The organism is Paracoccus aminovorans, assembly GCF_900005615.1.
Taxonomy (GTDB): domain Bacteria; phylum Pseudomonadota; class Alphaproteobacteria; order Rhodobacterales; family Rhodobacteraceae; genus Paracoccus; species Paracoccus aminovorans.
Genome location: NZ_LN832559.1, coordinates 1,053,374 through 1,068,283, shown reverse-complemented (window position 1 = coordinate 1,068,283; position 14,910 = coordinate 1,053,374). Strand labels below are relative to the sequence as shown.

General features: G+C 67.8%; 14 protein-coding genes. 2 read left to right on the top strand and 12 right to left on the bottom strand.

The genetic code is table 11. The annotated features are described in order from the left end of the window. Positions 1 to 14: 14 nt before the first annotated feature. Positions 15 to 995 (bottom strand): RNase adapter RapZ, encoded by a 981-nt coding sequence (gene rapZ / locus JCM7685_RS05395; protein ID WP_074965867.1) that lies wholly within the window; start codon positions 993 to 995, stop codon positions 15 to 17. 6 nt (positions 996 to 1,001) lie between these two features. Next, positions 1,002 to 1,430, bottom strand: coding sequence for an HPr kinase/phosphorylase (locus tag JCM7685_RS05390; protein WP_074965866.1), 429 nt, complete (start codon positions 1,428 to 1,430; stop codon positions 1,002 to 1,004). A gap of 249 nt (positions 1,431 to 1,679) precedes the next feature. Between JCM7685_RS05390 and JCM7685_RS05385 the strand changes: the two genes are divergently transcribed. Further along, positions 1,680 to 3,278: a phosphoenolpyruvate carboxykinase gene (locus JCM7685_RS05385; RefSeq protein WP_074965865.1), complete on the top strand. Its 1,599-nt coding sequence runs from the start codon at positions 1,680 to 1,682 to the stop codon at positions 3,276 to 3,278. Between the two features lie 90 nt (positions 3,279 to 3,368). Here the strand turns inward: JCM7685_RS05385 and JCM7685_RS05380 are convergent, their stop codons facing one another. The 10 genes from JCM7685_RS05380 to purC form a co-directional block, all read right to left on the bottom strand. Next, positions 3,369 to 3,941, bottom strand: a complete 573-nt coding sequence (locus JCM7685_RS05380; protein ID WP_231964689.1) for a DUF2585 domain-containing protein — start codon at positions 3,939 to 3,941, stop codon at positions 3,369 to 3,371. 10 nt (positions 3,942 to 3,951) lie between these two features. Continuing rightward, complete coding sequence (gene rnr / locus JCM7685_RS05375; protein ID WP_074965864.1) at positions 3,952 to 6,213, bottom strand: ribonuclease R; 2,262 nt, start codon at positions 6,211 to 6,213, stop codon at positions 3,952 to 3,954. A gap of 103 nt (positions 6,214 to 6,316) precedes the next feature. Continuing rightward, a complete protein-coding gene (locus tag JCM7685_RS05370) occupies positions 6,317 to 6,541 on the bottom strand; it encodes a formate dehydrogenase subunit delta (protein ID WP_074965863.1) in 225 nt (74 codons plus the stop codon). Between the two features lie 2 nt (positions 6,542 to 6,543). Continuing rightward, entirely contained in the window at positions 6,544 to 7,347 is an 804-nt protein-coding gene (gene fdhD, locus JCM7685_RS05365; protein ID WP_100526033.1) for a formate dehydrogenase accessory sulfurtransferase FdhD, read from the bottom strand. A gap of 4 nt (positions 7,348 to 7,351) precedes the next feature. Next, entirely contained in the window at positions 7,352 to 10,231 is a 2,880-nt protein-coding gene (gene fdhF / locus JCM7685_RS05360) for a formate dehydrogenase subunit alpha (protein ID WP_074965861.1), read from the bottom strand. Continuing rightward, positions 10,228 to 11,772, bottom strand: a complete 1,545-nt coding sequence (locus JCM7685_RS05355; protein ID WP_074965860.1) for an NADH-ubiquinone oxidoreductase-F iron-sulfur binding region domain-containing protein — start codon at positions 11,770 to 11,772, stop codon at positions 10,228 to 10,230. The genes fdhF and JCM7685_RS05355 overlap by 4 nt, the downstream gene beginning before the upstream one ends. Next, entirely contained in the window at positions 11,769 to 12,248 is a 480-nt protein-coding gene (locus tag JCM7685_RS05350) for a formate dehydrogenase subunit gamma (RefSeq protein ID WP_074965859.1), read from the bottom strand. Before JCM7685_RS05350 ends, JCM7685_RS05355 begins: the two co-directional genes overlap by 4 nt. A 92-nt stretch (positions 12,249 to 12,340) precedes the next feature. Beyond that, the gene (locus tag JCM7685_RS05345) at positions 12,341 to 13,246 is read right to left on the bottom strand and encodes a LysR family transcriptional regulator (RefSeq protein WP_074965994.1); all 906 of its coding nucleotides are present in this window, start codon (positions 13,244 to 13,246) and stop codon (positions 12,341 to 12,343) included. 88 nt (positions 13,247 to 13,334) lie between these two features. After that, complete coding sequence (gene purS / locus JCM7685_RS05340) at positions 13,335 to 13,583, bottom strand: phosphoribosylformylglycinamidine synthase subunit PurS (RefSeq protein ID WP_074965993.1); 249 nt, start codon at positions 13,581 to 13,583, stop codon at positions 13,335 to 13,337. Positions 13,584 to 13,607: 24 nt separating this feature from the next. Next, positions 13,608 to 14,372: a phosphoribosylaminoimidazolesuccinocarboxamide synthase gene (purC, locus tag JCM7685_RS05335; RefSeq protein WP_074965858.1), complete on the bottom strand. Its 765-nt coding sequence runs from the start codon at positions 14,370 to 14,372 to the stop codon at positions 13,608 to 13,610. A 133-nt stretch (positions 14,373 to 14,505) separates the two neighbouring features. Here purC and JCM7685_RS05330 point away from each other — a divergent pair, with 133 nt between their 5' ends. Beyond that, positions 14,506 to 14,820, top strand: coding sequence for a DUF1476 domain-containing protein (locus JCM7685_RS05330; protein WP_074965857.1), 315 nt, complete (start codon positions 14,506 to 14,508; stop codon positions 14,818 to 14,820). Positions 14,821 to 14,910: the final 90 nt, after the last annotated feature.

The following is a 14,910-nucleotide window of genomic DNA, read 5'->3' as shown; positions in this document are numbered from 1 at the left end:
CGCTTCACCACGCATCAGCCGCCGAAACCCGCGCCGGTGCTGTGAGAGAGGCCGTGGGGGCCATCATCGCCAGGTGCCGGCGCCTTTTCGCGGCGTTCAAGTTCCCGATGTCTAATTGACACTTGCCAACCTGCTTTCGCAAGCGCATCCGCCATTTTTTCCGCCATTGTGACAGAACGGTGTTGCCCTCCGGTACAGCCGAAGCCGATCGCCAGATGCGCTTTCCCTTCCTCCAGATGGGCAGGCAGGGCAAAAAGCACAAGATCCCGGACCCGGGCGAAGAACTCGGCGAATCGGGGATCGGACGCGACGTAATCCTGCACCGCGGCATCGCGGCCGTCCAGCGGACGCAGCGCCGGCTCCCAATGCGGGTTGGCCAGGAAGCGGCAGTCGAACATCATGTCGACGCCCCGCGGCACCCCGCGCTTATAGGAAAACGACTGCACCGAGACCGCCAGCCGCCGCCCGGGCTCGGCATCGAACCAGCGGCCCAGCTCGGCCTTCAGGTCGTGCGGCGACAGCTCCGAGGTATCGACCAGCACGTCGGCGCGGGCGCGGATCGGCGCCAGCATGTCGCGTTCGGCCCGGATGGCGTCCAGCGGCGAGGCCTCGCCCCGCAAGGGATGGCGGCGCCGGGTTTCGTTGAACCGTCGCAAAAGCTGCTCGGTGGTGCAGTCCAGGAACAGCAGTTCCGGCGCATAGGCCGGCAGCCGGGTCAGCTTGTCGATCAGTTCGGTCAGGTTCGCGACCGAGAAATCGCGGTTGCGCACGTCCAGCCCCAGGGCCAGCGGCACCGGCCGCGGCGGCCCGTCCAAGAGCCGCGGGATCAGCGACAGCGGCAGGTTGTCGATGGCCTCATAGCCCAGATCCTCAAGCACGTTGATCGCGGTCGAACGCCCGGCGCCCGACGGGCCGGTGACCAGCACCAGCCGCTGCACCTGATCTTCCGGATCGTCTTCCTTCCGCCGGTCCGGGGAAGGTATCGCCTGTGGCATCCCGACTCACCTTTCGTGCAAATCCGTGTCCGCGCGACCGGCGTCAAGATATTGCAACAGCATTGACGCAAGATGAACGCGGCCGGCGCCAAGGACAAGGGGCAAGCCCCTGTCGAAAAGATCAAGCCGGCGGTCGGGCGGCAGCCGTTCGGGCTCGGCCCGGTCCAGGTCCACCGCCAGCGCCAGATCGACCGGACCATGGGCCCGGGCGCGCAGGATGCCGATGCCCCGCGCCTCGATCAGCCCGCGCAGCGCCTCGGGCGCATCGGCCACGATCCGGCCGCCTTCGTCGCGCAAGAGGGTGCGGTCGTCGGCCACCAGCATCGCGCCGAAGGCCATCATCTGGAAGGCCAGCGCCGACTTGCCGCTGCCCGAGGCCCCAAGGATCAGCAGCCCCCGCCCCCGGTGGGCGACGCAGGACGCATGCAGGATCATCCTCGCCCTTCCCTTCTCGCAGCGGAAATCCCTCCCGCCGGCGGTGGATCCGCGCTATCATCCTTGTGTCGAAAACGCATCGTCAAGCCCATGCCCCAAAATTGTGTTTGCGTTAACATCCGCTGATTGCGCTAACCCGTCCTGGTAGCGCTAAACTTGACGATAAGTGCGCTTTCGCCGGGAATTTGGCGTGTTATAGGACGCGCAACGGCCGGTTGTCGGCCGCAATCTTGCAGGAGCGAACTTGTCATGAGCGAACCGCGCGTCAATCCGAATTGCCGTCTCGAAGACCAGGGAATCACGGGGCTCGGCAATGTTCACTACAACCTGCTCGAACCGGCGCTGATCGAGGCCGCCATCCAGCGCGGCGAAGGCAAGCTGGGCCTGGGCGGCACCTTCCTGACCACCACCGGCGCCCATACCGGCCGCTCGCCCAAGGACAAGCACGTGGTGCGGACCCCCGGCGTCGAAGACAGCATCTGGTGGGAAAACAACCGCCCGATGACGCCCGAGGCCTTCGATCGGCTGCACGCCGACATGCTGGAGCACATGAAGGGCCGCGACTACTTCGTTCAGGACCTCTACGGCGGCGCGGATCCTGCCCTGCGCCTGGACGTGCGGGTCGTGACCGAGCTGGCCTGGCACGGGCTGTTCATCCGCAACCTGCTGCGCCGCCCCGAGGCCGCCGAACTGGCCGCCTTCGCGCCCGAGTTCACCATCATCAACTGCCCCAGCTTCAAGGCCGACCCGGAACGCCACGGCTGCCGTTCGGAAACGGTGATCGCGCTCAACTTCGACAAGAAGCTGATCCTGATCGGCAATACCGCCTATGCCGGCGAGAACAAGAAGTCGGTCTTCACGCTGTTGAACTACATCCTGCCGGAAAAGGGCGTGATGCCGATGCATTGCTCGGCCAACCACGCGCTCGGCAACCCGGACGACAGCGCCATCTTCTTCGGCCTGTCGGGCACCGGCAAGACCACGCTTTCGGCGGATCCCTCGCGCACGCTGGTCGGCGATGACGAGCACGGCTGGTCCGACAACGGCATCTTCAACTTCGAGGGCGGCTGCTACGCCAAGACCATCAACCTGTCGGCCGAGGCCGAGCCGGAAATCCACGCCACCTGCTACAAGTTCGGCACCGTGATCGAGAACATGGTCTTCGATCCCGACACGCTGGAGCTGGATTTCGAGGACAACTCGATCACCGACAACATGCGCTGCGCCTATCCGCTGGAGCAGATCTCGAACGCCGCCGAGACCTCGCTGGGCGGCCAGCCCCGCAACGTGATCATGCTGACCTGCGACGCCTATGGCGTGCTGCCGCCGATCGCGCGGCTGACCCCGGCGCAGGCGATGTATCACTTCCTGTCGGGCTTCACCTCGAAGACCCCGGGCACCGAGGTCGGCGTGACCGAGCCGACGCCCACCTTCTCGACCTGCTTCGGCGCCCCGTTCATGCCGCGCCGGCCGGAGGTCTATGGCAAGCTGCTGCAGGAAAAGATCGCCAAGACCGGCGCGGCCTGCTGGCTGGTCAACACCGGCTGGACCGGCGGCGCCTTCGGCACCGGCAAGCGCATGCCGATCAAGGCGACCCGCGCCCTGCTGACCGCGGCGCTGGACGGTTCGCTGAACCAGGTGCAGTTCCGCAAGGACCCGAATTTCGGCTTCGAGGTCCCGGTCTCGGTTCCCGGCGTCGACGACAAGCTGCTGGACCCGCGCCAGACCTGGACGGACGGCGCCGCCTATGACGCCCAGGCGAAGAAACTGGTCGCCATGTTCAGCGACAATTTCGCGCAATATGCCGACAAGATCGACGACGACGTGCGGGCGGCCGCCATCGGCTGATTTTCGGGGGCTCTGCCCCCGCCCCTGCGGGGCTCCCCCGGAGTATTTCCAGAACAAAGAAGTACGGGCGGTCTGCGGGCCGCCCGTCTTTCATAGCGCGGCTTGCCAGTCGCGGACGGCTTGCAGCGGCCAGATCAGCATCAGCACGTTCAGCGCCAGCCCATCGCGGATCAGCCAGGTGGTCAGGATTTCGAACCCCAGGGCGAGGATGATCGAGGCCCAGACCGGCAGGCGGCTGGCCAGGGCGAAGCCCAGGATCATCGCCAGGATGTCGCTGACCGAATTCAGCACGCTGTCGCCATAATAGTCGAGCGAGATGGTCACGGCGCGGTAACGCTCGATGATGGCGTCGGAGTTTTCGACGATTTCCCAAAGCGATTCGACCAGGGTGGCGATGGCCAGACGCCAGCCGAAGGAAAGGCGCCGCGCGACCAGCCAGAGCGCCGCGTAGAACAGCAGACCGTGGATGAGATGCGAGGGCGTGTACCAGTCGGCGATGTGCTGCGAGTTCTCGGCGCTCATGGTCTGGCCGTGCCAGAGCTTGATATGGCCGCATTTGCAGATCGGCTCGCGGTCGATCCACAGCAGCCGGGCCGCGGCCAGGATCACGATCAGCGCCGTCAGCGCATAGGGCAGCAACCGACGCATCCCGGGGTTCGGCATCGCGGCGGTCCTATTTCTGGCGCAGGCGCTTGCGCTTGCGGGCACGCTTGACCTCGGCCAGCCGGGCCTGGGTCGCGCGCTTGCGCATCGGACCCTTGCCGCGCCCGCGCCCGTCGCCCTGCGGCAGCGGCCGGCCTTCGAGCTCCAGCAGTTCCAGCAGCAGCCCGCCGGTCAGCGGCACCGCCTCGGACAGGCGCACGGTGACGCGCTGACCGATGCCGATCTCGATCCCGGTCTCGGCGCCCATCAGCACCTGCGCCGCGGGGTCGTAGTGGAAATACTCGCGGCCGATCTCGCGGATCGGCAGCAGGCCGTCGGCGCCGGTCTCGTCCAGGCGCACGAAGGCGCCGAATTTCTGCACGCCCGAGATGCGGCCGCTGAACTCGGCCCCCACCCGGTCGGCCAGATAGGCGGCCAGGTAGCGGTCGGTGGTGTCGCGCTCGGCCGCCATCGAGCGGCGCTCGGTCTCGGAGACTTGCTTCGCAGTCTCGGACAGGTTCTCGATGTCCCAGTCCGACAGCCCGTCCTTGCCCCATTTGTGGCCCAGGATCAGCGCGCGATGCACGATCAGGTCGGAATAGCGCCGGATCGGCGAGGTGAAATGCGCATAGGAACGCAGCGCCAGCCCGAAATGGCCGAAATTCTCGGGGTTGTAATAGGCCTGCTGCATCGACCGCAGCGCGGTCATGTTGATCAACTCGTCGAACTCCGAGCCGACCGCCTGTTCCAGCAGCCGGTTCAGGTGCCGGGTCTGCAGCACCTGCCCCTTGGCCAGGGTAAAGCCCGAGGCCTCGGCCACCTCGCGCAGCGCATCCAGCTTTTCGACCGTCGGCTCTTCGTGCACGCGATAGAGCAGCGGCCGGCGCAGGCGTTCCAGTTCCTCGGCGGCGGCGACATTGGCCAGCACCATGAATTCCTCGATCAGCCGGTGGGCGTCGAAGCGTTCGCGGAAATTGACCGATTTCACCCTGCCGTCGGGGGTCAGCACGATCCGGCGCTCGGGCAGGTCCAGCTCCAGCGGCTGGCGGCGGTCGCGGGCGGATTTCAGCAGGCCGTAGGCGTGCCAGAGCGGCTTGATCACGCTTTCGACCAGGGGCGCGGTCTGGTCGTCGGGATTGCCGTCCGCGGCGGCCTGGGCCTGTTCATAGGCCAGGCTGGCGGCGGAATGGATCATGGCGCGGTGGAAGCTGTGCCCGGTCTTGTTGCCCTGGGCGTCCAGCCGCATCCTGACCGCGATCACCGGCCGGTCCACGCCCTGGTGCAGCGAACAGAGGTCGCCGGACAGGATGTCCGGCAGCATCGGCACCACGCGGTCGGGGAAATAGGTGGAATTGCCGCGCCGCCGCGCCTCGCGGTCCAGGGCCGAGCCGGGGCGGACGTAATGGGCGACATCGGCGATGGCGACCCAGATCTCGGCGCCGCCGTCGTCGAGGATCGCCGCCGCCACCGCATCGTCGCGGTCGCGGGCGTCCGAGGGGTCGATGGTCACCAGCGGCAGGTGGCGCAGGTCCTCGCGCCCCGCCGGGGCCGCCGGTCGGGCCGCATCGGCCTCGGCCATGGCGTCGTCGGGGAAATCGTCGGGGATGCCGTGCTGGTGGATGGCGATCAGGCTGACCGCCCGGGGCGCCGAGGGATCGCCCAGCCGCTCGACCACCCGGGCCACGGGCAGGCCGATGCGGCCGCGCGGGCCGATCTGTTCAGCCTCGACCAACTCGCCGTTCTGGGCGCCATGCGCCTCGCGGGCGGGCACCTGCCATTCCTTGTCCTGGCCCTTGTCGATGGGCAGGATGCGGCCGCCGGCCTCGGGCCCGCCGGTGCTGGCGCGATAGATGCCGACGATCTTGTGGCTGACGGTGCCGATGCGGCGGATCAGCCGGGCCTGATAGTCGTGATCCTCGCCCCGGGTCTCGATCAGCCGGGCCAGGATGCGCTCGCCCGGGCCCAGGGCCGGATCGGATTTCAGCGCCGCGTAGAGGATGCGCGGCATCGGCGCCTCGCCCTGCCACTCCAGCGGGCGGGCAAAGACGTCGCCGTCGCGGTCGGGCGGCAGCAGCTGCAGCACCGTCACCGGCGGCAGCCGCTCGGCATCGTGGTAATGGCGGCGCCGGCGTTCCAGCAGGCCCTCGCCCTCCAGTTCCTTGAGAAGGCGTTTCAGCTCGATCCGGGCGGCGCCCTTGATGCCGAAAGCCTTGGCGATGTCGCGCTTGGCGGTGGCATCGGGATGGGCGTTGACCCAGTCGAGAATCTCTTGTCGGGAAGGAAGCTGTGACATGGCGCCACGCTAGCACGGCGCCCGGACGCAAGGCAGGGGCAAAACGCCGGCCTTGGGCAGAAGCCCGCGCCGCCCGCGGCAGCCGCGCGCCCCTGCAGCAGCGTCAGGCGGCCGCGGTCAGCCGCACCAGGTCGGCGGCGTCGCGCACGATGGGGTCCGCCTCGGCGCCCGAGCGGATCAGGGCCACGAAATCGCTGCGCATCTGCGGCGACCAGTTGTCGTTGATATGGGCCGCCACCGCCTCGGCCGCCGGCCGGTCGGGCTGGTTGCGAAAGAAATCGGCCATCTGCTTGGCCATGTGGATCAGCTTCATCGTGTCGTAATGCATGTTCAGGTTCCGGCGATGCGACGTGGGTGGGTGTAAAGGTCGAAACTGTCGCCGCGCGCGCGGGCGATCAGGGTGATGCCGGCGCGCGCGGCCCATTGCAGCGCCAGGCCGGTCGGGGCCGAGGCGCCGATCAGCACCGGGGCGCCGATGCGGGCGCATTTCTGCACCAGGTCGACGGACAGGCGCGAGGACATGACGATGGCGCCCTGCCCGGCGTCGCGGCCCTGCGCCGACAGCGCCCCGGCAAGCTTGTCCAGCGCATTGTGCCGGCCGACATCCTCGCGCACCAGCGCCGCGCCGCCGTCCCAGAAGGCGGCGCCGTGGATCGCGGGCGTGTCGCGGCGCAGGTGCTGGCCGGCAGCCAGAGCGGCCATGGCCCGGCCCACATCGGCGGGCGGCATGGTCCATTCGGAGGCGACCGCGACGACCTGCGGCAGCGCGGCGGCGATGCTGTCCACGCCGCAAAGCCCGCAGCCGACCGGGCCGACCATCGAGCGCCGACGCTCGGCCAGACCGGCGGCAAGGCCGGGACGCAGCCAAAGCCGCGCCTCGCGCGCCGCGAAACCGCCGGCTTCGACCTCGGCCTCCTCGAAACCCTCGATATCCTCGGGGGCGGCGATCAGCCCTTCGGTCAGCGCGAAGCCCAGGGCGAAGTCGCGCAGGTCGTGCGGCGTCGCCATCAGCACGGCCTGGGACATGCCGTCGATGACGATGGCGACCGGCATTTCCTGCGGCGCAGGCGCGGGCGCCACGTGCTGCCACGTCCCGTCCTGCCAGCGCATCACGCCGGTCCTGCCGTCGCGCATGGCCTCACTCGGCGGCGTGCGGCAGGATGCGGCGCGACAGTTCGGAGTGGGTGCGATACTCCTCCTGCCAATCCGACGGGCCGTTCGAGGGGCTGACCTGCACGGCCGTCACCTTGAATTCCGGACAGTTGGTCGCCCAGTCGGAATTGTCGGTGGTCACCACGTTGGCTTGCGTCGTCGGGTGGTGGAAGGTGGTATAGACCACCCCCGGCGCCACCCGTTCGGTGATATGCGCGCGCAAACTGGTATCGCCCGAGCGCGAGGCCACCCGCACCCAGTCGCCCTCGCGCACGCCGCGGTTTTCGGCATCCGAGGGATGGATCTCCAGGATATCCTCGGGGTGCCAGGCGACGTTGTCGGTGCGCCGGGTTTGCGCGCCCACGTTGTATTGCGACAGGATCCGCCCGGTGGTCAGCAGCAGCGGGAAGCGGGCGCCGGTGCGTTCCTCGGTGGCGACATATTCGGTGTGGATGAACTTGCCCTTGCCGCGCACGAAGCCGTCGATATGCATCACCGGCGTGCCCAGCGGCGCCTTTTCGTTGCAGGGCCATTGCACCGAACCCTCGCGTTCGAGCAGCTCGAACGAGACGCCGGCGAAGCTGGGCGTGGTCAGGGCGATCTCGGCCATGATCTCGCGCGGGTGCCGATAGCTCCAGTTGCCGCCCATGCGGTTGGCCAGCATCTGGGTGATTTCCCAGTCCTCGTAGCCGTTCTTCGGCGTCATCGCCCGGTTCACCAGGTTGATGCGGCGCTCGGCATTGGTGAAGGTGCCGTCCTTTTCCAGGAAGGAAGAGCCCGGCAGGAAGACATGGGCGTAGTTGGCGGTCTCGTTCAGGAACAGGTCGTGGACGATGACGATGTCCATGGCCGACAGCGCGCTGGTGACATGGCGGGTGTCGGGGTCGGACTGCACGATGTCCTCGCCCTGGCAGTAGAGACCGCGGAAGCGGCCGGCCAGCGCCTCGTCAAACATGTTCGGGATGCGCAGGCCCGGTTCGGGCGAAAGTTCCACCCCCCAGACCTTTTCATAGATCGCCCGCGCCTCGGGGTCCGAGACATGACGATAGCCCGGGTATTCGTTCGGGAACGAGCCCATGTCGCAGGAGCCCTGGACGTTGTTCTGGCCGCGCAGCGGGTTCACGCCGGTGCCGGGCTTGCCGATATTGCCGCACATCATCGCCAGGTTGGCGATGGCCATGACCGTGGTCGAGCCCTGCGAATGTTCGGTCACGCCCAGCCCGTAATAGATGCTGGCGCGGGGCGCGGCGGCATAGGCGCGTGCAGCGCGGCGGATCAGATCGGCCGGAACCTTGCTGAGCTTCTCGACCTCTTCCGGCGAATGTTTGGGGTCCAGCACGAATTCCGCATAGTCCAGGAATTCGTCCCAGTCGCAGCGCTCGCGGATGAAGGCCTCGTCGTAAAGCTTCTCGGCCACGATCACATGCGCCAGCGCGGTGACCACGGCGACGTTGGTGCCCGGGCGCAGCGGCAGGTGCAGGCTGTCGCCCATATGCGGGGTCTTCAGCAGGTCGATCTCGCGCGGGTCGACGACGATCAGCGACGCCCCCTCGCGCAGCCGCTTGCGCAGCCGCGAACCGAAGACCGGATGCGCGTCGGTCGGGTTGGCGCCGATGACCAGCGCCAGGTCGGTGTCATCGACCGAATCGAAGTCATGCGTGCCGGCCGAGGTGCCGAAGGCGGTCTTCAGCCCATAGCCGGTCGGCGAATGGCAGACCCGGGCGCAGGTGTCGGTGTTGTTGTTGTGGAACACCGCCCGCGCCAGCTTCTGCACCAGATAGGTTTCCTCGTTGGTGCAGCGCGACGAGGTGATGACGCCGATGGAATCGCGCCCGTGATCGGCCTGGGTGGCGCGCAGCCGGTTGGCGGCAAAGTCCAGCGCCTCGTCCCAGCTGACCACCTGCCAGGGATCGGTGATCTTCTCGCGGATCATCGGCTCCAGCTTGCGTTCCTGGTGCGTGGCATAGCCCCAGGCGAAGCGGCCCTTGACGCAGCTGTGGCCGTGGTTCGCCTTGCCGTCCTTGGAGGGCACCATGCGCACCACTTCCTCGCCGCGCATATGCACGTCGAAGGAGCAGCCGACGCCGCAATAGGCGCAGGTGGTCTTGACAATATGCTCGGGGGTGCCGATCTCGATCACCTTGTTCTCGATCAGCGTCGCGGTCGGGCAGACCTGCACGCAGGCGCCGCAGCTGACGCAATCCGAGCTGAGGAAGCTGTCCGAGGCCAGGCCCGCCGAAACCCGGCTGTCGAAGCCACGGCTCTCGATGGTCAGGGCGAAGGTGCCCTGCACCTCTTCGCAGGCCCGCACGCAGCGCGAGCAGACGATGCATTTCGCCGGGTCGAAGGTGAAATAGGGGTTCGACTGGTCCTTGGGCCGGTATTCCGGGTTCGGCCCCTCGGCCGTGCGCTTGGCGAAATGGTTCGCGCCCGGATCGAAGCGCACCTCGCGCAGGCCGACGGCGCCGGCCATGTCCTGCAATTCGCAATCGCCGTTGGCGGCGCAGGTCAGGCAGTCCAGCGGGTGGTCCGAGATGTAAAGCTCCATCACCCCCTTGCGGATCTGCGCCACTTCCTCGGTCTGGGTATGGACCACCATGCCCTCGAAGACCGGGGTGGTGCAGGAGGCGGGGGTGCCGCGCATGCCCTCGATCTGCACGACGCACAGCCGGCAGGACCCGAAGGCGCTGACGTGGTCGGTGGCGCAAAGCTTCGGCACCGAGATCCCGGCCACGGCGGCGGCGCGCATGACGCTGGTGCCGGCCGGCACGCTGACCGGGATGCCGTCCACCAGCAGGTTCACGGTCACGTCGGACTTGACCGCGGGGGTTCCCATGTCGCGGTCGGGGATGATGAAGTCTTTCATTCTGCGGCCTCCCGATATTTAGTGCCGGGGCGCTGGTCGCCGCGCCCGCTGAAATCGTCAGGGAAATGGGTCAGCGCCGACATCACCGGGAAGGGCGCAAAGCCCCCCAGCGCGCAAAGCGAGCCCCATTTCATGGTGTTGCACAGGTCCTTCAGGATGGGGATGCCATCCGCGTCGTCGCCGGCGGCGATACGGTCGATGGTCTCGACGCCCCGGATCGAACCGATGCGGCAGGGCGTGCACTTGCCGCAGCTTTCGACGGCGCAGAACTCCATGGCGAAGCGCGCCAGCTTCAGCATGTCGGCGGTGTCGTCAAAGACGGTGATGCCGGCATGGCCCAGAAGCGCGTCCTTGTTGCCCAGCTCCTCGTAGCCGAAGGGCACGTCGAAGTTCCAATGCGGCACATAGGCGCCCAGCGGCCCGCCGACCTGCGCCGCCTTGACCGGCCGGCCCGAGGCGGTGCCGCCGCCGATGTCCTCGATGATCTCGCGCAGGCTCATGCCGAAGGCAGCTTCGTAGAGCCCGCCGTATTTCACGTTCCCGGCGATCTGGATCGGGATCGTGCCCTTGGAGCGGCCGATGCCGAGCTTGGCATACTCCGCGCCGCCATGGGTCAGGATCCACGGCACCGAAGCCAGCGAGATCACGTTGTTCACCACCGTCGGCCGGCCCAGGAAACCCTCCAGCGCCGGGATCGGCGGCTTGGCGCGCACCACCCCGCGCTTGCCCTCCAGGCTGTTCAGCAGGCTGGTTTCCTCGCCGCAGACATAGGCGCCGGCACCGGTCCGCACCTCCATGTCATAGGCATGGCCCGAGCCCAGAACGGAATCGCCCAGGATGCCGGCCCGCCGCGCACGCTCGATCGCGATCTCCATGTTGCGGATCGAATCGGGATATTCGCTGCGGATATAGACATAGCCCTGCACGGCGCCGACGCCGATGCCGGCGATGGCCATGCCCTCGATCAGGGTCAGCGGATCGCCTTCCATCAGCATGCGGTCGGCGAAACTGCCCGAGTCGCCCTCGTCGGCGTTGCAGACGATGTATTTGCGCACGGCCTTGGCGCCCGCCACCGTCTTCCACTTGATGCCGGTCGGAAAACCGGCGCCGCCGCGGCCGCGCAGGCCCGATTCGGTGACTTCCTCGACGATCTTCTCGGGACCCATCTCGATGGCGCGGCGCAAACCGGCCAAACCGCCATGCGCCTCGTATTCCTCGACCGAGAACGGGTCGATGACGCCGACGCGGGCAAAGGTCAGCCGCATCTGCCCCTTCATCCAGGGCAGTTCCTCGACCGGCCCCAAGGCCAGCGGATGATCGGCGCGGCTGCGGATCGCCTCGACCAGCCCGGCCACGTCGCCCGGCTCGACCGGGCCGTAACCGTAACGCACGCCGTCGCGCTCGACCTCGACCAGAGGCTCAAGCCAGACCATGCCGCGGGTGCCGTTGCGGGTGACGGTGAAATCGCGCGCCAGCGCCTCGGCCACCGCGTCGGCGCCCAAAGCCTTCGCGGCCGCGTCCAAAGGAACCCAGACCCTCATGCGCCCGCCTCCGCGACCAGTTTCTGCACCTTGTCCAGCGTCACCCGGCCGACCAGCGTCTCGCCCATCTGCGCCGAGGGCGCGCAGGCGCAAAGCCCCAGGCAGAACACCGGCTCCAGCGTCAGCCGCCCGTCGGGCGTGGTCTCGTGCCAGTCCAGCCCCAGCGCGGCGCGGACCTTGTCGGCCAGTTCGTCGGCCCCCATCGACTGGCAGGCCTCGGCCCGGCACAGCCGCAGCACGTGCCGGCCATGGGGATGGTCGCGGAAATCGTGATAGAAGCTGACGACGCCATGCACCTCGGCCCGGGTCAGGCCCAGGGCGGCCGCGATCACCGGTTCGGCGGCCTCGGGCACATGACCCCATTCCGCCTGCAGGTCGTGCAGGATGGGCAGCAGCGGCCCCTCCCGCCCCTTGTGTGCGGCGATGATCTCATCAAGGCGCAGAAGAAGATCAGCATCGGTGGCTGGTAAGGTCATGGCTAGGTCGATCCGGGCTCTCATGTTTTGACCAGATTACGGCCCGTCGATAGCCAAGGCAATCGTGATATGTCGTCCGTTGATTGAAAACATCAATCGATGGCCGGCGCATTTCCCGCTTCGCGACCGCCCGCTCCGGGCTGGTTCCGGCCCACCAGCCGCAGCAGCGCCTCGACCAGCGGCGGATGCGGTTCGCGTCCGGCGACGACCAGCCCGACCATATGGCCATCGCCCTCCAGGTCGCGCGCCTGCACACCTTCGGGCAGCGGCAGGCCGCGCGCCAGCGCCCGCGGCAGGATCGCGGCCCAGTCGCCGGTCGCGACATGCGCCAGGATCGCCAGCATCGAGGTCGACTCGACTCGCGGCATCGCATCCGCGCCCGCCTCCAGCAGGTGGCGGGTGACGATGCGGCGGTTCTGCATGTCCGGGGTCAGCAGGCACAGCGGCCGGGTCGCGGCCTCGGCCCAGTCGGCCGGCTCGGCCTGTTCGGTGCGGTCGATCAGGCAATAGGTCTCGCGGTACAGCGGCACGCTCTGCACCCGGCCCAGCGGCTCGCTGTCCAGATAGGTGACGCCCACGTCCAGCTCCAGCGCCTCGATCTGGTCACGGATCTCGTCCGAGCTGCGCGACAGGATCGAGACCCCGGCACTGGGATGGCGCTTCAGGAACGGCCCGGTCAGCTCGGCGATGCGCGGCATGGCGGTCGGGATCACCCCCAGGCGCAGCCGGCCCGAGACGCCCTTGCGGCTGGCCTGCATCTCGGCCTGCATGGCGCGGGCATCGCCGACGATGCGCCGGGCCCAGCCCAGCACCCGCTCGCCCTCGGGCGTCAGCCCCTGGAAGCGCGAGCCGCGGCGCACCAGCTGCACCCCCAATTGCTCCTCCAGCGAGCGCATGGCCGAGGACAGCGTCGGCTGGGTGATGCCCAGCGATTCGGCGGCGCGGCCGAAATGCCGCTCGCGCGCCAGGGCCATGAACATCTCAAGCTTGTCGATCACCGGCATGTCCTCCCGACAGCGCCCGGCTTTCTTCGTTCTTCCAATACTCCGCGGGGGTCCGGGGGCGCGAAGCCCCCGGCGCGGCGGATCAGAGGATCTCGACCGCGTATTTCTCGATCACGGTATTGGCGAGCAGCCCCTCGCACATGCGCGCGACCTCGGCCTTCGCCGCCTCGGCATCGCCCGACAGCTCCGGCGCCAGGTCCAGCTCGATCACCTTGCCCTGCCGCACGCCCGAGACGCCGGCAAAGCCCAGCCCCCCCAGCGCATGCCGGATCGCCTCGCCCTGCGGGTCCAGGACCCCGTCCTTCAGCATGATGGTGACACGGGCTTTCAGCGGGGCGGTCATGGGGGCGGTCCTTCAGTTGATCAGCGTGGGCTTGGAAAGCGAGGTGGTGTTGGCGGGCATCAGCCCCAGCCGGCGCGCCACCTCGGTATAGGCGTCGGTCAGGCTGCCCAGGTCGCGGCGGAACACGTCCTTGTCCAGCTTCTGGCCGGTCTTGACGTCCCACAGCCGGCAGCTGTCCGGGCTGATCTCGTCGGCGACGATCAGGCGCATGAAATCGCCGTCCCAGATCCGGCCGATCTCGATCTTGAAGTCGATCAGCTTGATGCCGACGCCGAAGAACACCCCCGACAGGAAATCGTTCACCCGCAGCGCCAGGCTGACGATGTCGTCCAGGTCCTGCTGGCTGGCCCAGCCGAAGGCGATGACGTATTCCTCGCTGACGAAGGGGTCGCCCAGCTCGTCGTTCTTGAAGCTGTATTCGACGATCGGGCGCGGCAGGGGCGTGCCCTCCTCCATGCCTAGCCGCTTGGCGATGGAACCGGCGGCGAAGTTGCGCACGATCACTTCCAGCGGAATGATCTCGACCTGGCGCACCAGCTGCTCGCGCATGTTGATGCGGCGGATGAAGTGGTTCGGCACGCCGATATTGGTCAGCCCCGACATGAAGAACTCGGACAGGCGGTTGTTCAACACGCCCTTGCCCTCGATGGTCGCCTTCTTCTGGGCGTTGAAGGCGGTGGCGTCGTCCTTGAAATACTGGATCAGCGTGCCCGGCTCGGTGCCCTCGTACAGGATCTTGGCCTTGCCTTCGTAGATTTTCTTGCGCCTTGGTGCCATGCTGCGCTTCTCCCGTCCGCAAGGTGACAAACTTTAACGCGCTATAGGCCAGAAACGGGGCCGGGGGCAATACGGGCTTGCGATGCGGCCGGTTCCGCATCATACCCTTTGGAAAACCCAAGCAGAGGCCGCCATGACGACTTTTGACGACCGCGAACGCGCTTACGAGGCGAAATTCGCCCATGACGAAGAGCTGAACTTCAAGGCCGAGGCGCGACGCAACCGCCTGCTGGGCGAATGGGCGGCGGCGCTGCTGGGCAAGACCGGCGACGACGCCCGCGCCTATGCGCTGACCATCGTCAGTTCCGATTTCGACGAGCCGGGCGACGAGGACGTGTTCCGCAAGCTCTCGGCCGATCTGTCGGGCAAGGTCGAGGCCGAGGCGATCCGCGCCAAGATGATCGAACTGCGCGGCATCGCCCGCGAGCAGATCGTCAACGAAAGCTGATCGCGGGCCGCGGCCCGGCGCCGCACCGGCCCCCGCCGCACCGACGATCACGATCCGCAAAAAGCAAACTCCCCGCCTTGGCGGGGAGTT